This window comes from Desulfonatronum sp. SC1 (genome assembly GCF_003046795.1).
Taxonomy (GTDB): Bacteria; Desulfobacterota; Desulfovibrionia; order Desulfovibrionales; family Desulfonatronaceae; genus Desulfonatronum.
Genome location: NZ_PZKN01000002.1, coordinates 100,584 through 120,879, shown reverse-complemented (window position 1 = coordinate 120,879; position 20,296 = coordinate 100,584). Strand labels below are relative to the sequence as shown.

General features: G+C 59.1%; 17 protein-coding genes. 3 read left to right on the top strand and 14 right to left on the bottom strand.

The window, feature by feature from the left end:
• Positions 1 to 60 precede the first annotated feature (60 nt).
• Positions 61 to 3,027, top strand: coding sequence for a chemotaxis protein CheA (locus C6366_RS01875; protein WP_107735653.1), 2,967 nt, complete (start codon positions 61 to 63; stop codon positions 3,025 to 3,027).
• A 148-nt stretch (positions 3,028 to 3,175) separates the two neighbouring features.
• On the opposite strand, the gene C6366_RS01870 is transcribed toward C6366_RS01875, so the two are convergent.
• The 8 genes from C6366_RS01870 to sucD all read right to left on the bottom strand — a co-directional run bounded on the left by C6366_RS01870 (position 3,176) and on the right by sucD (position 11,288).
• On the bottom strand, positions 3,176 to 4,147 hold the full coding sequence (locus C6366_RS01870) for a tyrosine recombinase XerC (protein WP_107735652.1): 972 nt from the start codon (positions 4,145 to 4,147) through the stop codon (positions 3,176 to 3,178).
• Positions 4,122 to 5,009: a GGDEF domain-containing protein gene (locus C6366_RS01865; RefSeq protein ID WP_233248362.1), complete on the bottom strand. Its 888-nt coding sequence runs from the start codon at positions 5,007 to 5,009 to the stop codon at positions 4,122 to 4,124. Before C6366_RS01865 ends, C6366_RS01870 begins: the two co-directional genes overlap by 26 nt.
• A gap of 56 nt (positions 5,010 to 5,065) precedes the next feature.
• Positions 5,066 to 5,908, bottom strand: a complete 843-nt coding sequence (locus tag C6366_RS01860; protein WP_107735651.1) for an HDOD domain-containing protein — start codon at positions 5,906 to 5,908, stop codon at positions 5,066 to 5,068.
• On the bottom strand, positions 5,905 to 6,285 hold the full coding sequence (locus tag C6366_RS01855) for a hypothetical protein (protein ID WP_107735650.1): 381 nt from the start codon (positions 6,283 to 6,285) through the stop codon (positions 5,905 to 5,907). Before C6366_RS01855 ends, C6366_RS01860 begins: the two co-directional genes overlap by 4 nt.
• A gap of 73 nt (positions 6,286 to 6,358) precedes the next feature.
• On the bottom strand, positions 6,359 to 7,612 hold the full coding sequence (gene dprA, locus C6366_RS01850; protein ID WP_107735649.1) for a DNA-processing protein DprA: 1,254 nt from the start codon (positions 7,610 to 7,612) through the stop codon (positions 6,359 to 6,361).
• A gap of 36 nt (positions 7,613 to 7,648) precedes the next feature.
• Positions 7,649 to 8,515: a tol-pal system protein YbgF gene (gene ybgF, locus C6366_RS01845; RefSeq protein ID WP_107735648.1), complete on the bottom strand. Its 867-nt coding sequence runs from the start codon at positions 8,513 to 8,515 to the stop codon at positions 7,649 to 7,651.
• 22 nt (positions 8,516 to 8,537) lie between these two features.
• Complete coding sequence (locus tag C6366_RS01840; RefSeq protein WP_107735647.1) at positions 8,538 to 9,005, bottom strand: 23S rRNA (pseudouridine(1915)-N(3))-methyltransferase RlmH; 468 nt, start codon at positions 9,003 to 9,005, stop codon at positions 8,538 to 8,540.
• Between the two features lie 132 nt (positions 9,006 to 9,137).
• The gene (gene sucD, locus C6366_RS01835) at positions 9,138 to 11,288 is read right to left on the bottom strand and encodes a succinate--CoA ligase subunit alpha (RefSeq protein WP_107735646.1); all 2,151 of its coding nucleotides are present in this window, start codon (positions 11,286 to 11,288) and stop codon (positions 9,138 to 9,140) included.
• A gap of 69 nt (positions 11,289 to 11,357) precedes the next feature.
• Between sucD and C6366_RS01830 the strand changes: the two genes are divergently transcribed.
• Positions 11,358 to 11,972: a DUF4390 domain-containing protein gene (locus C6366_RS01830; RefSeq protein WP_158269599.1), complete on the top strand. Its 615-nt coding sequence runs from the start codon at positions 11,358 to 11,360 to the stop codon at positions 11,970 to 11,972.
• Between the two features lie 61 nt (positions 11,973 to 12,033).
• On the top strand, positions 12,034 to 14,235 hold the full coding sequence (locus tag C6366_RS01825; protein ID WP_107735644.1) for an ATP-binding protein: 2,202 nt from the start codon (positions 12,034 to 12,036) through the stop codon (positions 14,233 to 14,235).
• 78 nt (positions 14,236 to 14,313) lie between these two features.
• On the opposite strand, the gene C6366_RS01820 is transcribed toward C6366_RS01825, so the two are convergent.
• The 6 genes from C6366_RS01820 to C6366_RS01795 are packed head-to-tail and all read right to left on the bottom strand — an operon-like array spanning position 14,314 to position 20,232.
• Complete coding sequence (locus C6366_RS01820; protein WP_233248359.1) at positions 14,314 to 15,738, bottom strand: 30S ribosomal protein S1; 1,425 nt, start codon at positions 15,736 to 15,738, stop codon at positions 14,314 to 14,316.
• Positions 15,739 to 15,785: 47 nt separating this feature from the next.
• Positions 15,786 to 16,325, bottom strand: a complete 540-nt coding sequence (locus C6366_RS01815; RefSeq protein ID WP_107735643.1) for a hypothetical protein — start codon at positions 16,323 to 16,325, stop codon at positions 15,786 to 15,788.
• Positions 16,322 to 17,038 (bottom strand): recombination-associated protein RdgC, encoded by a 717-nt coding sequence (gene rdgC / locus C6366_RS01810; RefSeq protein ID WP_107735642.1) that lies wholly within the window; start codon positions 17,036 to 17,038, stop codon positions 16,322 to 16,324. Before rdgC ends, C6366_RS01815 begins: the two co-directional genes overlap by 4 nt.
• 26 nt (positions 17,039 to 17,064) lie before the next feature.
• Positions 17,065 to 17,844, bottom strand: coding sequence for a fumarylacetoacetate hydrolase family protein (locus C6366_RS01805; RefSeq protein WP_107735641.1), 780 nt, complete (start codon positions 17,842 to 17,844; stop codon positions 17,065 to 17,067).
• A 28-nt stretch (positions 17,845 to 17,872) separates the two neighbouring features.
• The gene (locus C6366_RS01800) at positions 17,873 to 19,531 is read right to left on the bottom strand and encodes a ribonuclease J (protein ID WP_107735640.1); all 1,659 of its coding nucleotides are present in this window, start codon (positions 19,529 to 19,531) and stop codon (positions 17,873 to 17,875) included.
• On the bottom strand, positions 19,507 to 20,232 hold the full coding sequence (locus C6366_RS01795; RefSeq protein ID WP_107735639.1) for a 1-acyl-sn-glycerol-3-phosphate acyltransferase: 726 nt from the start codon (positions 20,230 to 20,232) through the stop codon (positions 19,507 to 19,509). The genes C6366_RS01800 and C6366_RS01795 overlap by 25 nt, the downstream gene beginning before the upstream one ends.
• Positions 20,233 to 20,296 lie beyond the last annotated feature (64 nt).

Genomic DNA, 20,296 nt, shown 5'->3' with positions numbered 1-20,296 from the left:
GGATAAGATTTTCGCAACACTTAGCCAACCTCTCCCCTTCTCCCGCCAAGAGGTACGCGCATGAACCAAGAGTTCTCGGATCCGGAAATATTTGCTGATTTCATCGTCGAAGCCAAAGAACATCTGGAAACCATCGAGCCCAACCTGCTGCTTCTGGAAAAACAGCCGCGGGACGTGGGTCTTTTGGACGCCATTTTCCGGCCGATGCACTCTTTGAAAGGAGCCTCCGGATTTCTGGGCCTGCCCCAGATCAACAATTTGGCCCACAAGGCCGAAAACATCCTGGACGAGCTGCGCAAGGGAAAATTTCAGGTCACTCCGGAGATCATGGACATCATCCTGGCGACCACCGACGCCTTGCGCACGATGATCGACAACCTGGAGATTAGCGGTGAAGAAGGAAATGTGGAAACCAGGGAAATCATCACACGCATCAACGACGTTCTAGAGGGCGGCGGCATCACCTCCGCGCCGATCACCCAGGGAGCCGCTGCTGCTCCGGAAAACGCATTTTCGACATCGTCTCCGCCACCCTCCAAGGACTCATCCCAAGCGACTTCTAAGTCATTCGAGCATACACCCGATCAGAGCACACCTCCTTCCCAGGCTTCTGCGGACACGGGAAACGGCTCTTCGCCCACGCTTGGGGCATCTTCGGACAGCTACCCCTTGAACGCCGTCAGTGCGGAACATCTGGCGGACTTCCTGGAAGAGGCCCAAGAGATCGTCGCCAACCTGAATCAATCCCTTCTGGAACTGGAGCGAACCCCGGAAGGAAAAAACGAGTTGATCAACGATATTTTCCGCTACATGCACAACCTCAAGGGCAACAGTGGTTTGCTGGGTTTTATGGAACTCAACTCTCTGGCCCATGAAGCTGAAAGCCTGCTGGGGCAAGTGCGCAAGGGAGAGATAGCTCTGGAGCGAGACCTGATCGACCTGCTCCTGGCCGCCACGGACCAGATTGACGGCTTGGTGGCCAAGGTAGACGCCGAATCCATGACCGTCGCCGCGACGGATGTTCAGCCGATGATCAGCAAGCTGTACCAGGCTCGCACTGGAGAATCGCTCGTGGAAGAGCAATCGGACGCAACCAGCGACGTGCAAAACGCGGCCGCTCTTCACCAAGACCCGCCGCCACAAGCGCCTGCATACACCAACATCGTCCCTCCTCCCCCCCCGACACCAAACGGAATAGATCCGGAAGATTTCGTTATTTTTCGTGAAACCTCCCGCCAGCAAGTGGAAAACATGGGCTTGGCCTTGAACCTTTTGACCGAGAATCCCGCCCATAAAGACTCCATCGACGGCTTGTATCGCTCCTTGCTGACTCTCCAAAACTCATCCAATTACATGGGCTTCGACGATCTGAACGTGTACGCCGAGCGCACGGCCAAGCTCGTGGACCAGGCCCGTAACGCGGACATGGGGTTTGAGTTGTTTCTGGATTTGCTCAATCAGGAAAAAGAGATCATCGCGGACATGGTCGAAGCGGTGCTGAACAAGCACGCGCCTAGCGACGCCATTTCCCCAAAACCTCAACTTGACGCGCAACCCGGCGAAGAACAAGAGCCAGTCGCATCTCAAGTATCTCAATCCCAACCAGTTCAGGAAGAATCCGTCACGGACACCTTTCCCAAGGATGCGCCTTCGCCGGAACCCGTAGTAGCCGCGGTCCCGCCTGCCTCAAACTCGGATAAGGGGCAGGCCGCCAGCGACAATCCGCCTCTCCCCTCTTCCTCTGAAGCCCCCGGCCAACGTCCGCATCCCGCGTCGCCCCCCCCTAAGTCCGCTTCTGGTCAAGATCCCGCCGCGCCCAAGACCAAAACGTCCACCACCATCCGCGTTGACCATGAACGGCTGGATCATTTGATGAACCTGATCGGCGAGTTGATCATCAACCGCAACCGTTTCGCCATGCTTTCCAAATCGCTGGAGGAAAACCCGGATCAGGTGGAACAGGTCGCCCAGCAGTTGACCGAATCCACCTACGCCATGGCCAGGATTTCCGACGACCTTCAGGACACCATCATGCAGGTGCGCATGGTCGCGGTGAGCGCGGTGTTCTCCAGGTTTCCCCGGCTTGTTCGGGACTTGAGCCGCAAAAACGGCAAGGAAGTGGAACTGATCACCGAAGGTGAGGAAACCGAACTGGACAAAAGTATCGTGGAAGTCATCGGCGACCCCCTGGTCCACTTGATCCGCAACTCCATGGACCACGGCCTGGAAGGCCGTGAAGAACGCGTTGACGCGGGCAAGCCCCCCACCGGACGGATTTGGTTACGCGCCTACCACAAGGGGAATTCCGTGGCCATCGAGGTGGAAGACGATGGTCGGGGCATTGATCCGGAAAAAATGCGCAAGGTGGCGGTAAAAAAAGGACTGATGTCCGAGGAGGAAGCCGCCAGACTCGACGACCGAGAGGCGGTCGAGCTGATCTTTGCCCCGGGGTTCTCATCGGCCGAGAAGATTACGGACATTTCCGGTCGAGGCGTGGGCATGGACGTGGTCCGGACCAATATCAAGAACCTCAAGGGCACGGTCAACGTGACCTCCGAACTGGGCAAGGGGTCGAAGATGACCTTGGTCCTGCCCCTGACCCTGGCCATTATCGACGCCCTGATGGTCACCGTGGCCGGGGCCACGTACGCCATCCCTCTGGACGCGGTATCCGAGACAACGAAGATCGAGGCCGAGTCACTCACCGACGTCAGTGGCCGCAAGGCGGTCACCCTGCGGGACGAGGTGTTGGGCATCATCGAGTTGACCGACCTACTCGGCCTGCCCAAAAATATCCACCAACGAGAGATTCTCCCGGTGGTGGTGATCACGGACAACGACCGTCGTCTGGGCTTGGTGGTGGATCGCTTGCTGGAACGCCAGGAGGTGGTCATCAAACCGCTGGGCACCTACCTGGGAGACATCGACGGTATTTCCGGGGCCACGATCATGGGCGACGGCAGCGTGGTCCTGATTCTCGATCCTCACGAAGTCTATGCTCTGGCCACTTCCCGCTCGGGGAGGTAGATTCCCGGAGCCTTTCTTCGCTTTTTTTCTCCAGAATCTTGTCGTGCTCGAAATCGACTGCCTTCCCACGCTTTCCAGCTTGATCTCGATTACGAGCACGAGCACCGCCTCGCTGAAGACGAGTACGATAAAGCCACCGCCCCCATTCTCAGCCCTCCGGTTCCTGACTTCCGACTTCTGAGTTCTTCCCTCCCCCGGCGTTTCCGGCCAAGGGATGGGTTTGATCGTAGACCTGGACGATCCGGGCCAGATCCAGGTGGGTGTAGCGCTGGGTGGTGCTGAGCCTAGCATGACCCAGAAGTTCCTGGACGCTGCGCAAATCCGCTCCGGATTCCAGCAGATGAGAGGCGAAACTGTGGCGCAGGACGTGGGGGCTGATCCGGCGCTCCAACCCGGCCAGGGCCGCGATCTTGTCCACGATCTTGGCGGCCTCGCGCCGATTCAACCGTCCGCCGCGCAATCCAAGAAAAACCGCCCGTTCCTCAGGCTTGGCGCAAAACGCTCCCCGGTGTTCCAGGTAGGCGCGCATCCGCTCCACTCCGGGCTCGGTCATAGGCGCCAAGCGCTCCTTCCCCCCTTTTCCCAGAACGCGAACCATGCCTTGATTCATGTCCACGTCGTAGAGGTCCAGGCCCAAGGCCTCGCTGATCCGCAACCCCGATCCATACAGCAGTTCCAGCAGAGCCATATCCCGCAACGAGCGGGGATCCGGCTCATGGGCGGCCTCCACCAGCCGCAGAGCCTGATCCACGTTCAAGGTCGTCGGGTGACGGACGTCCTGTCGAGGGTTGGTGATGGCGGCGCAGGGGGTGACGCGAAGAATGTCCTGGCGGATCAGGAAGCGGAAGTAGGAGCGCAGAGCAGCAAGCTTGCGGGCCACGGAACTGCGTTTGATGCCTTGGCGGTGCAGATCGGCCAGATAGCCGCGCACCGTGTCCCGGGTAACGCTCTCCGGGGACTCGGGGGCAAGGCCCTTTTCCCGGACGAAATGCTCGAACTGGAGCAGGTCCACTCCGTACGCGTCCAAAGTGGCTTCGGCGTAGCCCTTTTCCACGCCCAGATGCGCCATGAACATCCGTCCAAAGGAGGACAGATCATTCTTGTCGGCGGTCCAGGACATAGGAACTGCCAGGGATGGATTTGGCCTTCTTTTTCAGGTTCATGGCGATCTGAGAGGCCTCCCCGAAGTGTTTGAGCCGACCGTCGGTGTTGAAAATCACGGCGATGGACACGGACATCATGGAAAACCGCTGCATGTTGCCCTTGCGGTCCGTGGAAAGGATGAAGCCGCGCTCCTGGTCGTCCTGATCGTAAAAATGGGGGACGATGCCGTCGAAGCTCTCCACAATCCGTTGACAGGCGGACTCCACCGTGTCCGGGGGCAGAATGAAGACGAAATCGTCTCCGCCCACGTGCCCTACAAAAGTGAGTTTTCCCGCAAAGGAGCGGATGGTGTTCACGATGACCCGTGCGGCCATCATCAGGACTTCGTCGCCTCGGGAAAAACCGTATTTGTCGTTAAAGGACTTGAAATGATCCAGGTCCACGTAAGCCAGGGCGAAAGGCTCCTTGCGGTCGATCAAATCCTGGATGCGCTGAATGATGGAAGTATTGCCGGGCAGCTTGGTCAGTGGATTGGCATCCAACTCACGGGAAGCGCGATGCAGGGTCAGGCTGAGCCGGGACCGGGCTTCCAAGGGCGAAATGGGATAGACGAGAAAGTCATCCATCTCCACCGCATGAAAATCCATGTTTTCCAGCGGTTTTTCCTCGGTCAGGCAAAGAACCACGGGCAACTGACGATAGACGTTCTCACTTTTGACCATGTTCACCAGGGTCGGCCCGGAAAGCTGGGGCAGGTCGTCGTCCACCAGGAGCAGATCCGGCGGGGCGTTGAAGACTTGCTCCAGGGCCATGGGGCCGCGTTGGAACACCGTCCACTCCACCTGGTCCGGCGGCCAGAGACTTTGGAAAAACGCCACCCGGTCCCGGTCCGCGCAAACCAGGAAAAAACGCAGCTTGCGCCCGAACAGCACGGTTATCCCAGCCCCATGGACAGCCCGTCGCCTTCGATCTCCGCGAGCATGACGTCCAGAACCTTGTCCAATTGGCTCATGTCCAGCTGCAGCAAGGCCAGTGCCTCGGGATCGAGGCGGGGCACCAAGTCGTCGCCGCCGGAGCCTATTTCCAGAGTCCGGATCAGAACGTCGCCCACATGCACCACGCAGGCCATTTTGGGATAATGCTGCGCGGTAACGGGACGATGATGGCCGGAAATGCCAATCTTCAGGTTCACGGGCAGGTTCCAATGATCCGCGACCCAGGCGTTGATCCGGTCATGGCCGAAGCCGAGCACCTTCTTTTCCGCGTCCAGATAAAGCACGTCTTCCTGGCGGACCACGGCGTCAATCTCTTCCTTGGCCGTCGGCATTTGCAGAGCCACGATGACCTTCCCCAGATCGTGCAGCAGACCGGCAACGGCATATTCCTCGGGATCCTTGAACCCGGCCTCCCGGGCAATGGCGTTGCAGGCCATGGCGCACCCCACGCTGTGTTCCCACAGACCGACCATGGAAGTGGTCATCAACTCAAACACGGAGGTGCTGATGATCAGCCCCTTGATGACGTTGAACCCCAGCAGGACCAGGGCGTGCTGAATGGTGCTGATTCGTCCGGGGAACCCGTAGATGGGGGAATTGACCATCTTCAGAACCTTGGCCGACAGTACTTGGTCCCGGGAGATCAGTTTGGCGATCTGTTGCGTCGAGGAGTTGGGATCCTCCAAAAGTTTGGAAACTTCTTCCAACACCACGGGCAGCGTGGGCAGATCCTTGACTGCCAGCAATTGCCCCTTACGTTCGGTGCGCAGATCCTCGCTCATGCCGCGCCTCCCTGTTCTGTCTGCCCAGCCGATTCAGCCTGTTCCGGTGCGGCGACCGCCGCGGCGCTGGCGGCCTTGAGCAGAAAATAATCCTTCAAATGGATACGAAGCTTGACCATCCAGGGATCGTCGTCGTGCTTGCGAAACAAATGTTCCAGCCGCTCAACCCGAATGGCGTACGGATTCTCCCCCCCTTCTCCCAGGTCCACCGGGTTGCCCTGGACTGTAATCATGGTCACGTCCATGCGTTCCAGCCGTTCCAAAAGAGAATCGGAAAGTTCGGTATTTTCGGCCACCAATACCAGTCCGTTTTCCCGGAGGATGGGTTTGGCCAGCTTCATGCCAGGTTTGGCCAGATTCAATGGAATTTTTTGCATAGGTAAAGTCGCGCCTTGTCGTCTGGGTGTCGAGACCAATATCGGTGAACAATGCCGACCGAAAAAGAAACGTTTATCGTCCGCACAGCGAATAGTACATCCCCGGATAGCGCATGACAAGGGAACGCATTTCCAGAAGCAGCAAGAGCGTGCTGACCCGCGAAGGCTCTCCGTCCAGTCCGTTGCAGATATCGTCGATATGCACCTTGTCCCGGTGTTCAAGAAAGTTGACCAAACGCTGTTCATCAGGATTCAGCGTCTGAAATGTTCTTTCATCAATCGAGATGTCGCGGCTGTCGGGCGGGACGGTCGAAATCGGTCCCATGGGGGAATCGCCAGGCATGTCTTTCGACGAGTCCGTGGATTTCATGACGATGACATGAGGATCGAATGTTGGAGGGTTCGAAACGGAATGCGGGGTGACCGGGGCTCTGGCGTCGACGAGTTGGGGCCGCAGTTCCGTGAGAATGTCCTCCACGGTCCGGACCAGGGTCGCGCCTTGACGTATCAAGTGGTGGCAGCCGTCGTAGCTTTCCATGTTCACCGGACCGGGCAGGGCGAAGACTTCGCGTCCTTGCTCCAGGGCAATGGAGGCCGTGATCAGGCTGCCGCTGCGCACGGCGGCTTCGACCACCAGGACCCCAAGGGACAAGCCGCTGATGATCCGGTTGCGATGCGGAAAATTGACCGCGTCCGGCCGAGTGCCCGGCGCGAACTCCGTCACGATCAGTCCCTGGCGAAGCAGACGCAGCCAGAGATCCTTGTTCGCGGCGGGATACAGCAGATCCAAGCCCGTGCCCAGAACGGCGATGCTGGAGCCGATCTCCTCCAAGGCCGAAACATGGGCTTGGCGGTCGATGCCCGCGGCGAATCCGGAAACCACGCAGATCCCGGCTCGAGACACTTCCCGGCTGATGGACCGCACGGCCTCCATGCCGTAGCGGGAGCACTTCCGGGAGCCGACCAAGGCCAGGGCCGGGGAGCCGAGCAGGCCGCGATCTCCGGTCAGGTAGAGCAATGCCGGCGGGTTGGGGATGCGGCGTAAAATTGTCGGATAGTCAGGGTCCGACCAGAGCAGGACTTCCATGCCCTTGTCTTGGGCGGCACGGGCCTCCTGGTCCGTGGCCGTTCGCCAAGAACCGATCAGAAACTCCCGGACCTGGTTTTTCCGCGCCAACCCCAGGTCATGCCATTGTCCGGCATGCTCCACGGCCACGACGGCCCGCCCGAAGTGCTCCAGCAGACGCTTCCAGGTCCGCGGCCCCAGGCCGCCACTGTTGCGCAGCGCCAGGCTGGCCAGGTACTCGTCGCGTCGTTCCGGTTGCATATTTGTTGGATGCATATCCGAGGGCAACAGACAGGCTCAGGAAACATTGGCCGGCAGTCGCGAAAGGCGTTCCTGGGCCAGCCGGGAGGCCGGAGTGTCGGGGTAGTCGTCGATGACGATCCGGAGATGAAAGCGGGCGTTGGGATAGTCCCCCAATTGTTCGTAGGCGAACCCGGCCTTGAGCAGGGCGTCGGGGGCCTTGGCGCTTTTGGGAAACCGTCGACTCAGCTCTTTGAAGACCAGGATGGACTGCGCGAACTGCTTTTGGGCGTAGTGGGTCTCGGCTTGCCAATACAAAGCGTTGGGCATCAGGGGGTGATTCGGAAAGCGTTCTTGAAAGGCGAAAAAATCCGCGCGGGCCTGGGCGTAATCGCCTCGATAATATTTTGCCAGGGCCTGACCGTACAGTTCCTTGGCCTGGTTTTGATCCCGTGAATCAACTGAATCGGGCGGCTTGGGCGCCGGGGAGGGCCGAACCTCGGGGTCCGGAGTCTGGCGAGGAGCGGGAACGGATGCGGGTTCGGAAGGTGTCCGAGACGTCGGAACAGCCTCTGCCTGATCCGCCTCAAAAGGCGCGGCCTCCGGGGACCGGGCCACCGAAACGGGCGCGGGACCAGGACCAGAAACGGACGCCGGCGGAGGCCGCCGGGGGATATCCTCGACGACCAACCTGGTCGGGTCTTGCGCGGCCAGGACATCCTGAAGAAAACGCTCCTGTTGCAGCAGCGACACTTCCATGGAGTCCAGACGTTCCCGGAATTCATCCGCCAGCCGGTCCTGGCGGTCGCGGACTTCCACCAGGGCATACTCCAGATTGCCGATGCGGCCTTGTTGCATCGACGGGGAAGCGCATCCGCCGAGAAATCCCGTCCCAATGATCAAGGCCATCCAAAGCCGATACATAGAATCTCTCCTTCCAGACCGCTCAATGGTGATAGCCGGTTCCCCGCTGGATGCTCAGGGCTCGGTAAATCTGCTCGAAAAGCACCACACGGGCCAGTTCATGAGGCAAGGTCATGGGACTCAGGCTGATCAACTGATCGCATCGCTCCCGGAGCTCTCCGGAAAAGCCAAAGGCTCCTCCCAGCACGAAACAGGGTCTGCGTACCGGATCTTCCCACCATTTTTCCAGGGCCGCGGCAAAGCCTTCCGAAGAAAAGCCCTGTCCCCTCGCGTCCAACCCCAGGAGCCGATCCCTGGCACCCAGCTTGCCCAGCAGGGACTTGCCCTCCATGTCGATTCGCCGTTCCAGGGCAAAATGGCCCGGAGCGTCCTTGATCTCCATCCGTTCAAACCGGACAAAGCGTCCGATCAACGTCGCGTAGTGCTCAGCGGCCCGCATCCAGTGCGGCGTCTTCAACCGCCCCACCGCCAGGCAGGCTATTGCTTTCATCCGGACTCTACATTCCCTTCATGAAAATACCGATCACTATACTGACCTGGGCAAACGCCAAACCGACAATTCATTTCAGAAGGTCAAATTTCAACACAACCAAGTTCTTTTTGGCGGCCACTTCACTGATTCTCATCTTCCTAACGCCTCCTTGGTCAGACGGGTGATGTCGTCCAGGTTCGCGCAGATGATCGAACCGGCGGCCTGAAGGCGGTCCAGTTTGGCCTGGATACCACCGCCGCCCTTTTCCAGAATGGCTCCGGCATGGCCGAGACGCTTGCCCTCGGGAGCGGTCCGTCCGGCGATGAAGGCCAGGATCGGGCCGTCCCAGCCCGTGGCCCGCAAATGCTCGGCGGTTTCCTCTTCGGCCCGTCCGCCGATCTCACCCAGGATCAACACGGCTTCGGTCCGGGGATCAGCGATCACCAACTCGGCGCTTGGCGTCAATCCTAAACCAACGTATGGGTCTCCGCCCACACCGATGCACACGGACTGGCCAATGCCGTCAGCGGAGAGCCGGTGTACGGTTTCATAGGTCAGCGTACCGCTGCGAGAGAGCACGGCCACTGGCCCAGGGGTGAAGATATGGCCGGGCATGATTCCGACCTTGATCTCGCCGGGAACGATCAGGCCGGGAGTATTGGGACCGATCAGCCTGCTGGGCGAGTCGTTGAGCTGATTGAGCACCCTGAGCATGTCCATTTGAGGAATGCCCTCGGTAATGCAGACGATCCACGGCACTCCGGCCTGGGCAGCTTCCAAGATGGCGTCCGCGGCCACCACGGCGGGAACGAATATAATGGAAACGTCGACTTGGTGTTCGGACACCGCCGCGGCCACGCTGGAGTAAACCGGCACCCCAAGCACGTTCTCCCCGCCTTTAAAGGGCGTCACTCCGGCCACGACCCGCGTTCCATATTCTAACATCAAGGCGGCATGACGCTGCCCTTCCCTTCCGGTCAGCCCCTGAACCAAAACCTGGGAGGAAGCATTCAGGCCGAAGGGCCGATTACGGCGCAAGCTCTCGGCGACGGCAACGGGCGTCCACCCTGAAGAGCTGAAGGAGGAACTTGGGGTTCGCCCACCGGTGCCCTCCGCGACCGGAGTCCGGCTCGGGACAAGCGTCTTCAACATGGCCAGGGCTTGGCTCAAGTCGTCGGTTACATGCAAAGTGTTTCCGGGCACGTCCTCCAGCAAGGCGCAACCGGCCTCGGCCCCATGGCCGGAAAGCCGCACAACCACCGGTTTGGACGGCGGGCGGCCACCCAGGGCGTTCTTCAGAGCCGCGGCCACCTTTTCACAGGAAAGGATACCGCCAAACAGGTTGATCAGCACGGCTTTGACCTGAGGGTCGTCGAGCAGGATGGCCATGGCCGCGTCCATGGCTTTTTGACCGGCGCCTCCGCCCAAATCGAGAAAATTAGCCGGCTCCAGGCCGGAAAAGGTAAGCAGGTCCATGGTGGCCATGGCCAGCCCGGCTCCGTTGACCATCAGTCCCACTCGGCCGCCGAAACGGTGATAGCTCAAGCCCGCCTGCCTGGCCCTGCACTCTTGATCGCTGAAATAGACGTCCCGTTCATAGCGCCGCAACTCCGGACGCTGATCCGCCAGGTTGTCGTCCACCTCCACCTTGCCATCCAGGGCCAGCCAACGGTCGTCCCCCGTCAGCACCAAGGGGTTGATTTCCGCCAGCAGCAAACCGTTGCGCAGGAAGCAATTCCAGAGGTTGCACACCAGGGTTTGAAAACCCGGCCAAAAGGCCTTGGCAGCGTCTCGGTCCAGCCCCAAATGAAAAAAAGCCGTGCGAATGTGATGGTCTAACAACCCTGCAAAAGGATTAATCTTCTGAAATAAGAGATTTTCCGGATCCTCGGCACCGATGGCTTCCACGTCCACACCGCCTCGGCGTCCGATGGTCAGCACCGGACAGCCCCACTCCCGATGCAGGGTCAGGCTGAGATAGAACTCCCGGGTGATGTCCGCCCGTTGTTCAATACGCAGCAACGGGACCTTTCGGTCGTTGACGATCATTTGAAACAAGGTCTCAGCGTTAGTGAACAGTTCTTCAAGGGATTTCAGGGAGACGATCCCCCCTTGCTTGCCGCGTCCGCCGGAGAGCACCTGAGCCTTGAGCATCCAGGGCGAGGGTATCCCAACCAATCGGGACGTCAGTTCCAAGCGTCGCCCCTCGGACAAATCGTCCGGAAAAAGCAACAGACCTTTGGGCGTGGGAACACCCGATTCCTCAAAGAGTGTCTTGCCGTCATGTTCGTTCAGTTGCATACGCGCTCCGCTAAACAAAGCCTTTCCGGTTGTCAAAGGCATGCCAATGAGGGTAGAGATATCATCTCGATGCGCAGAGCTTCTTTAAAAATATCATCCATTCCCCACTTGATGCGCCAAATCCGCCTCTTCATCCTGAGCTGCCTGCTGGTCCTGACCGTGGTCGCAATCCCGACCCCCGGCATGGGGGCCACGTTGCTGGCTCTGGACAACTTGGTGGTGGACAGCCAAGCCGAAAAAATCCATCTCCGCTTCGGGTTGCGACTGGAGCAGCCCGAACCCGTCGTTGCGGTCCTGCACGAAGGTGTCGACCTATGGCTGGAAGGGACCGCTCGTCTGATCTCCAAACGCCTGTTTTTGCCCAACAGGGTCCTCCACGAACAGTCCTTCGAACATGTTTTGGAGTGGAATCCGCTCACTCAGGAGTACGAGTTGACGTTGCCCCAGAAGGAACATCTGGTCAAGGCCAAGGAACTCAAGGACTTGATCGCCGCGCACTGGCGGGAGGTCAGTCTGGAAATGGGAGAATGGTCCTTGCTGTCGCCGGGCCAGACGTATCACATGGAATTAGTAGTCTCCCTGGACCGCCGGGATATCCCCGTGTGGATGCGTCGCGTACTCTTCTTCTGGTCCTGGGAAGTGATGACCCCGATCCGCTACGAACTGGAATTCTCCGTCCCCTGAGCGCCGTTGGTCATGGTTGACAGCGCGTCCGTCGCTCAGGGTTGACCGCGTACCCACCGCCATGCCCGAACCTTCGCCCTTCCCCGACCCGATCAAGATCAGCGTTCCGGACAGCGTCCAACGCAAACGCCGACAGCGTGAGCTGTACTTGGCGCTGTTCGGCTTTATCGCCGTGGTCGTGCTGGTCTGGGTGCAGCTCATCTTCCTGCGGGTGGACTCCTACGTCTTTTTCGCCCTGTACAACCTGAACTTCATCCTATTGCTGGTAGTCCTGTTTCTGGTGGCCAGAAACGTGGTCAAGCTCATTTTGGAGCGACGACGCAAGGTCATCGGAGTCCGGCTACGCACCAGGCTGGTTCTAGCTTTCGTCTCCCTCTCCCTGGTCCCCACGGTCCTGTTGTTTCTGATTTCCCTGATTTTCGTGCGCACGTCCGTTGACTTCTGGTTCGAAGGCCAGATGGAAAAATCCCTGGAACAAGCCTTGACCGTCGGGCAATCCTTCTACTCCTCGGCCCAGGAACGTCTGGAGCAGCGCGGTGATTTTCTGGTCAACCATATCCGAGAGCGGCAGTTTACCTGGGGCGGACGGCCCATGCACGCTTTTCTGGACGAAAAACGTCTGGAATATGGACTCGGGTTGACTGGCGTCCTTTCTCCGGGGCTAACCGAGCAGAACTGGCACGCCAACGAGGATTGGGCCGCGGCTTGGTCTAGCGTCCGCACGGAACTGAACCTGGAGTCCCTACTGGAATCCCCGCGGATTCTTTCCGCCATCCACCCCGGACCCAGGTCCGATCTGGTCGTGGGGGTGCTGCCGGTGGACGGGGGAAAAACCGGCTATCTGGTCCTGGGCGACAGTCTGGGTGAGGGACTGTTGTTCAAGTTGCGCCAGATCGTCCGGGGCGTAGACGAGTACAAAAAACTGCAAACCCTGAAGTACCCTTTGAAGGTCACGCTCTACCTGGTCCTGGGTTTGATCACCTTGCTGATTATCCTGGCCTCGATCTGGTTCGGCTTTCGTCTGGCCAAGGAACTCTCCGCTCCGGTCCAGGCCCTAGCCTTGGGTACCCAGCGCATCGCCGAGGGGGACTTGGCATTCCGCCTCCAGGACGACTCCAAAGACGAACTGGGAATGTTGGTCCAGTCCTTCAACCACATGGTCCGGGATCTGGAATCCGGCCGGGCGAAACTGACCCAGGCCAACGTCCGCCTGGAAGATCAAAACCGGGAACTGGAGACCAGGGGCCAGTACATGGAGGCGGTGCTGGACAACATCACTTCCGGAGTGGTCTCCATTGGCCCGGACGGACGGGTGACCACGGTGAACAAGGCCGCGGAGGCGATCCTGAATTTCGATTCCCGACAAATTCTGGGAAAAACGCCCAGCCAGTTCCTGCATCAGGATTATCTGGGAATGCTCCAGGGGGTGATCAAACACCTGCACGTCCATCCCCGTGCCAAATGGCAGCGGCAGTTGGATTTGCGCATGGGGTCCAGGGAAATCAAGCTACTGGTGAACATCGTCCACTTGCAGGATCAGGGCGGGGTCATCGCTGTGTTCGAGGATGTCACGGAACTGGAAAAGATGCAGCGCTTGGCCGCCTGGAAGGACGTGGCCCGCCGGATTGCCCATGAAATCAAAAACCCGCTGACGCCCATCAAGCTTTCAGCCCAACGGTTGGAGCGGAAGTTCGCAGCTCAGGTGGACGACCGAACCGTCTTCAATCAGTGCACCAAAATCATCATCCGCCAAGTGGAGCACCTTCAGCGCATGGTCCAGGAATTTTCCTCCTTCGCCAAGCTCCCGGAAGTCCGGCCCTTCGACAACGCCCTGGAGCCACACCTGGAGGAAATCGTGGACATGTTCCGCAACAGCCATGTGCGCATCAAGTGGACCCTGGACGTGGACGGCCCGATCCCCCCGGTGCGCTTCGACCCCGAAGCCCTGCGCCGGGTCTGGATAAACCTGCTGACCAACGCCGTTGAAGCCCTGGAAGACCAGGAGCACCCGGAAGTGCGAATCCGCCTCAATCACGATCCGGAAAATCAGTCGGTACTCGTCGAGTTCCGGGACAACGGTCCCGGCCTGAGCCAAGCCGACGACATGCAAAATATTTTCGAGCCCTACTTTTCCCGTAAGAAAGGCGGCACCGGCCTGGGCTTGACCATCGCCAAGTCCATCGTCGGAGAGCACCAGGGCACGATCAGGGTTCATCCCAACACCCCACATGGGTGTGTCTTCGAAGTCGTCCTGCCGGCATAGGGTAATTTTTCAGAAAGAAGCGCCCGCACATGTAGAGGCGGTTCACGAACCGCACCTACCGCCCTCCCCAACTCCCCATCATTCTTCCCTTTTCTCCATGGCTTTTTTCAGCTGCTCGCCCAGGGACCCCATGGGAGCCGTTTCCTGGGCCGTGTGGCCGCGCCAGTCCTCGTTCTGTTCCACTCCGGGCAGGGCCAGGGAGATACGGCGCTTGTCCCCGTCCACGACATCGACGACCACCGGTAGCACTTCTCCGGGCTTGGCCTTGGCGTAGGCCTCGTCCTCGGCGCGTTCCAGGCGAGAATTGGGCAATAGGCCCACGATGCCGGGCTCCAGGCGAACGAACATGCCGAACTTTTCCCGCTTTTCCATGGTTCCCTGAACCACTTGGCCTTTCTTGAACCGTTCGGCCACTCCATCCCAGGGATCGCCCTCTGCGTCGCGCATGGACAGGGCAATGCGCCGGGTTTGCGGATCAATGGACTTGATCATCACCGAGACGCTATCGCCAACGGCCACCATGTCTCCGGGCTTGTGCACCCGTTTTAGGTAGCTCATCTCGCTAACATGCACGAGGCCTTCGATTCCGGGAGCGATTTCCATGAACGCCCCGAACGGTGCCAGGTTGGTCACCCGTCCGCTCAGCTTGGCCCCCACCTGGACCTCGTCGGCCAACCGGCTCCATGGGTCTTCCATGGCCTGTTTCATGGACAACTCCAGGCGGATTCCCTTGCCCTGGTCATCGACCTTGAGCAGTTTGACCGTGACTTGGTCGCCAACGGCCACTACGTCTTCCGGAGAAACGTTGCGGGACCAGCCCAGTTCGGAGACATGCACCAGCCCTTCCAGACTCGGAGCCAGTTCCACGAACGCACCGAAAGGGGCCAACCGGGAAACCGTGCCCTGGAGCAGATCCCCGACCGAGGCTTTTTCCAGGAATTCGGCCAAGGTCTCGACCAATTCCCGATCCAAAAGCGCCCGGCGGGACACCACGATATTTCGTCCGCGCTCCTCGACTTTGGTGATCAGAAAGCTCATGCTTTCGCCCACCAGGGCTTCCGGATCATCCACCGGACGGCGATCCACCTGACTGAGCGGACAAAAGGCCGTCTTGTCCAGAATGCGGACCCGGAACCCGCCCTTGCAAGTTTCCTTGATTTTGCCTTCCACCGGAATGCCTTCTTCCATGGCCTGCCGCAACTGTTCCAGGCCCCCTTCCCCGCTCAGGGCCTTGGCCAGACGGATCTGGCCGCCTTGGACGGCCACCACGAACAACTCAACCTCATCGCCTTCCCGCAACGCGAAAACGCCGTCCTTGTCCAGGAGTTCCTGTTTCTCGATCACACCGTCGCTTTTGGTTCCGGTGTCAACGTAGACCATCTCTTCGCTGACGGTGATGACCCGGCCTTTGATCCGGTCGCCCACGCGCAGATCGGGCTTCATTTCCATTTCAGAGGCCTCGAACATCTCGGCAAAGCTCTGTTCCATCTGGGAATCGGACATACGGTGTGCTCCTGTGCAAGGTCGTTTGGGCAACGGCTGGTTGGGGGTTACAGGGTGGGGCCGGTGGTCGCGTCGACCCACCGGCGAACGGCGTTCAATTCGTCGTTCCATTCGGAGGAAAACCGCAATTTCAAAAAATTAAAAAACATCTGGTCAAAAAAGAACAAGGCTCGCTCTAGCAGGTACATCTTTTCCAGAAACGGTCCGTCCGGATCCTGGCCTTCTTCCAGACGAAAATCGACCTTGGGCGTCTTGAAGCCCGCCGTGGAAAAATCTTCGGCCTTTACCGTGACGTGCCAGCCGTGACCGTCCTCTTCCATGCGCAGCTTGGCCTGATGCACCTTTTTACCGCGCAACAGGCCGCTCTTGGCTTCGTGCAACTCCGCACCGGGGCCGCTGCTCACGGCGGTTTCAAGGTACTCGCCCTCCCCGCTTTGAACCATGACCCGACCCTCGAAGGTCAGGCCGAAGGGGATGCCGTCCGTGGTCCGCCATTGGCCGTTACTCCGTTCGCTACGAAACCAGATCCAGGTCAGAAATTCCTGGCCCAGGGCCAGATCCTTGGCTTTTACGGTCTCCAGGCTCATGAGGCGTCCTTTTCATATCCATCGGATTTTTCGCCTATGTCGTCACTTTCACTCCGCATGACGGTTTGACCGAGGGTTTCTCCAACGACTTTTCGGATCGGAACAAACATCGACCCTTCAAACCCGGTCAGACGCCCTTCCGCCGCCTCGCCCAAAAGCTCCAGCCCCAGGACGACAGGGGTCAGTGCTTCAAGTTCGACCTCGAAGGTTTTGGCGAAGAGTTCCTCGAACAATGCACGGACTTTGGTGTTGGTGGTGGCCAGATACACCCGGTTGTCCCGCACGCTCCAGACCACGTCGAACACCGCCGGGATGGGCAGACTGCGCATCAGGAGGCGTTGCCGGACCTGATCGCGCAGTTCTGTTTTCTGGTCCTTGCTCAGAAACTTCTTGCCATCAGCGGCCAACTGGGCCACCCGCTCCCGCAGGGCGATCATAAAGTGCTTCTTGAACACCGCCGGAGGGACGCGCCGGGTGTCCAGGCGCAGGGAAAAGACCAAGTAAGGTCCTTTTTCCGGACCAGCCGTGGCCCACTCCGCGTCTAACAGGTCGTCGAAGCAGACCCAACCGAAGGATCGCTCCTCCATGCTCTGGTCAATGTCGACGAAGGCAAAGCGTTTCAGCCTGAGTTGGACATTGGAAAGCACCTCGTCCCCGACCTCGTCCGGCAGACGATACCTAGTCAGTCCCGTGCTCGCGGAAAGAAACCCCACTGTTCGACTCCCCTACCCAATCAAAATTATTGAATGACCGTAAACTCCGAATCCTGGACCTGTTCCGCTGTCACGGTGTTGGTCAGCAAGGCCACCTCGGAGATTTCCACCTGGACTTCGTCGCCCGGCCGCATCGGTCCGATCCCGGGAGGCGTTCCGGTCAGGATCACGTCTCCGGGCAGCAAGGTCATCACGCTGGAAGCGAAGCTGAGCAGTTCCCAGGCGCTGAAGATCATGTCGCCGGTACTTCCTTCCTGGCGGACCTCGCCGTTGACCCGGGTGATCAGGGTTAACGCGGTTGGATCCGGAACCTCGGTCTCGATCCATGGCCCGATGGGGCCGAAGGTGTCGAAACCCTTGGCCCGGCCGTACAGACCGTCCTTGGCTTGCAGATCCCGGGCCGTGACGTCATTGGCGCAAGTGTAGCCGAAAATGTACTCCGAGGCCTCGGCCACGCAGACTCGGCGGCACGGCTTGCCGATGACCACGGCCAACTCGCCTTCATAGTCCACCCGCGAGGATTGCAACGGCAGCACGATGGCCTGCCACGCCCCGATGATCGAAGACGGCGGCTTGAAGAACAACACCGGCTCCTCGGGCACGGTTTTCCCCATCTCCTCGGCGTGGGCATGGTAGTTTAAAGCCGCGCAGATGATTTTGCTGGGCGCGACCGGAGGCAGCAAGACAACCTGGTCCAGGGGGATCGGATCGTTCAAGCCAATGTCCTTGTTCAGGCAGAGCACATGGTCCGGTTCCAAGGTGGCGTAAAAGGTCTTTCCCGCATACTGTACTCGCACGACACGCATAAAAAACTCCCGTTTTTGGGTTCGCCCCTCACACTCCCACCACCACCGGTAAAACCACGGGGTCGCGATGAAGGACCTTGCGGAAAAAATTGCGCAGGACCACGCGGATGCGTTCCGCGTTTTTTTTGGGTGAGGCCTTGGGATTGGACTCGAACACGTCCAGGATCAGGCACTTGGAATCGTCCAGGACGTGCTCGAACTGCTGTTCGAAGACAAACCCCTTGGAGATCAATTCCGGGCCAACCAGAATATGTCCCGTCTCCTGATCGATGACCACGTGCACCACCACCAGGCCTTCCTCGGCCAGCAGTTTGCGCTCCTTGAGCACGCTGGCGCCCACGTCGCCGACGCCCTTTCCGTCCACCAGGGTCGAATCCACCCGGATGCGATCATCGAAGCGTATCCCTCGCTCGAAAAAGGTCAATGGTTGTCCGTTGTCCAGGACAATGGCTCGTTCCGGGGCCACTCCGCACTCCCGGGCCAACTGGCAATGCTTGACCAGGTGGCGGTATTCACCGTGAATGGGCACAAAAAACTTGGGCTTGACCGTGCCCAGCATGGTGGTCAGTTCGTCTCGGTGGGCGTGACCCGAGGCGTGGATGCCCTGGACCTTTTCGTAAAGCACTTCCGCGCCCAGACGGTACAGGTTGTTGATCAGCCGCGAAATGGCCTTGGTGTTGCCCGGGATGATCCGCGAGGACATCAGGACCAGGTCTCCCCGACGAATGCTGATCTGACGATGCTCTCCCTGGGCGATGCGACTGAGCACGGACAAGGGTTCCCCCTGGGAGCCGGTGACCAACAAAACCAACTGGTCGTCACGAAAATCTCCGATGTCTTCCAAGGAGCAGAGAGCGTCCGGAGCTAAGCGCAGGTACCCGAGATCCTTGGCCAAGGCGATATTGTTCAGCAGGCTGCGGCCGCTGACCGCGACCTTTCTTCCGGTCAAGGCCGCCAAGTCGAAAACCTCTTGTATCCGCTGGATATGGCTGGAAAACAGGGTGATGATGATCCGGCCTTCGGTTTGACGGAAGACCCGTTCCAGTGCGCCCTTGATCTCCAGTTCGGTCAGGGTCGCTCCTTCCCGTTCGATGTTCGTGGAGTCGGAAAGCAGCAGATGTACGCCGGGTTCAGAGAACTTGGCAAAGGCTTCCAAGTCGGTGAACTGGTCGTCCATGGGCGTGGGGTCGATCTTGAAGTCACCGCTGTGCACGAACCGGCCCACGGGGGTTTCGATGCCCAGACCGTAACCGTTGATGATGGAGTGGCAGACCTGGAAAAAATGCACGGTGAACGGCCCCAACTCCACGGAGTCATTTCTGTTCACCCGTCGAAAATCCACGTATTTGTTTAGGTTGTGCTCACGCAGCTTGTTCTCCAGCAAGGCCAGGGTGAACTCGGAACTGAACACCGGTGCGTCCACGTAGGGCAAAAGCCAAGGCAAGGCCCCGATATGGTCCTCGTGGCCGTGGGTCAGGACGATGCCCCGGAGCTTGTCCTTCCGGGCCAGGATGGTTTCGAAGCGCGGGATCAGGACGTCCACGCCATAATGAAAATCACTGGGAAACATCAGTCCGCAATCGATGATGATCATACCGCCGGCGGACTCCAGCAGCATGCAGTTCATCCCAATTTCTCCCAACCCTCCCAGCGGGGTCAGGGTCACGGACGTTTCTTGTCCAACCATTCGTCAGTCTCCTTGGAGTGCGCGTGCATGATTTTCCACAAGTCCTCTTTAAGTCGTTCACGCTCCTTGAGCGTGTAGGCGTCTTGGATGTCATGGGCGGGAAAGAACCGAACCGCGACGGAACCCGGTCGGATGCGCCATGAGTCTTTCGGGAGCACGGCGTAGGTCCCGGAGATCAACACCGGCAACACGGGGCGTCCGCTTTTGATGGCCAGGATCATCGGCCCGATTTTGAAGTTTCCAAGCTTTTCGAAACGGGACCCTTCAGGAAAAATAAGGATGGAGACGTTCTCGGATTTGGCGATGGCTTCCTGAATGCTCTTGATCCCGCGGCGAGGATTCTCCCGGTCGATGCCGATGTACCCGATACGAGACATGGCCTGACCAAAAAAGGGGATGCGAAACAGACTTTCCTTGGCCACGAACCGAAACTGATGCCCTCTCAAGGCCACCAGCAATACCGGAATGTCGAACCAGCTCTGGTGATTGATCATCAGGATGTACTTTCCGTCCGGATCGAAATCACCGTGGTCCACATGCACCGTGACCCCGGCCAGCCGACAAACCAGCCCGCCCCAGATAATGCTGATCCGGTTTGAAAGGTTTCCGCTACGGTCGAAAAAAGAAGCGATTATGACGACGATCGCGAAGAAAATGGTCAGCGGAACAAAGAAGAGATAGAAAGGCATAATGGACAACATGCAGCGCCCTCTCCTAATCTGTTATGATCAAAATGTAAACGCGGCCATTGGATTACAATAGATG

What these genes read in the sequence shown, in the direction of transcription:
- C6366_RS01815 (WP_107735643.1), bottom strand. Translation starts at nt 16,325, where the DNA reads ATGAGCCTGGAGACCGTAAAAGCCAAGGATCTGGCCCTGGGCCAGGAA.
- C6366_RS01840 (WP_107735647.1), bottom strand. Translation starts at nt 9,005, where the DNA reads ATGAAAGCAATAGCCTGCCTGGCGGTGGGGCGGTTGAAGACGCCGCAC.
- C6366_RS01830 (WP_158269599.1), top strand. Translation starts at nt 11,358, where the DNA reads ATGCGCAGAGCTTCTTTAAAAATATCATCCATTCCCCACTTGATGCGC.
- C6366_RS01820 (WP_233248359.1), bottom strand. Translation starts at nt 15,738, where the DNA reads ATGTCCGATTCCCAGATGGAACAGAGCTTTGCCGAGATGTTCGAGGCC.
- C6366_RS01860 (WP_107735651.1), bottom strand. Translation starts at nt 5,908, where the DNA reads ATGAGCGAGGATCTGCGCACCGAACGTAAGGGGCAATTGCTGGCAGTC.
- C6366_RS01805 (WP_107735641.1), bottom strand. Translation starts at nt 17,844, where the DNA reads ATGCGTGTCGTGCGAGTACAGTATGCGGGAAAGACCTTTTACGCCACC.
- C6366_RS01870 (WP_107735652.1), bottom strand. Translation starts at nt 4,147, where the DNA reads ATGTCCTGGACCGCCGACAAGAATGATCTGTCCTCCTTTGGACGGATG.
- C6366_RS01875 (WP_107735653.1), top strand. Translation starts at nt 61, where the DNA reads ATGAACCAAGAGTTCTCGGATCCGGAAATATTTGCTGATTTCATCGTC.
- ybgF (WP_107735648.1), bottom strand. Translation starts at nt 8,515, where the DNA reads ATGTATCGGCTTTGGATGGCCTTGATCATTGGGACGGGATTTCTCGGC.
- C6366_RS01825 (WP_107735644.1), top strand. Translation starts at nt 12,034, where the DNA reads ATGCCCGAACCTTCGCCCTTCCCCGACCCGATCAAGATCAGCGTTCCG.
- C6366_RS01795 (WP_107735639.1), bottom strand. Translation starts at nt 20,232, where the DNA reads ATGTTGTCCATTATGCCTTTCTATCTCTTCTTTGTTCCGCTGACCATT.
- dprA (WP_107735649.1), bottom strand. Translation starts at nt 7,612, where the DNA reads ATGCAACCGGAACGACGCGACGAGTACCTGGCCAGCCTGGCGCTGCGC.
- C6366_RS01800 (WP_107735640.1), bottom strand. Translation starts at nt 19,531, where the DNA reads ATGGTTGGACAAGAAACGTCCGTGACCCTGACCCCGCTGGGAGGGTTG.
- sucD (WP_107735646.1), bottom strand. Translation starts at nt 11,288, where the DNA reads ATGCAACTGAACGAACATGACGGCAAGACACTCTTTGAGGAATCGGGT.
- C6366_RS01855 (WP_107735650.1), bottom strand. Translation starts at nt 6,285, where the DNA reads ATGCAAAAAATTCCATTGAATCTGGCCAAACCTGGCATGAAGCTGGCC.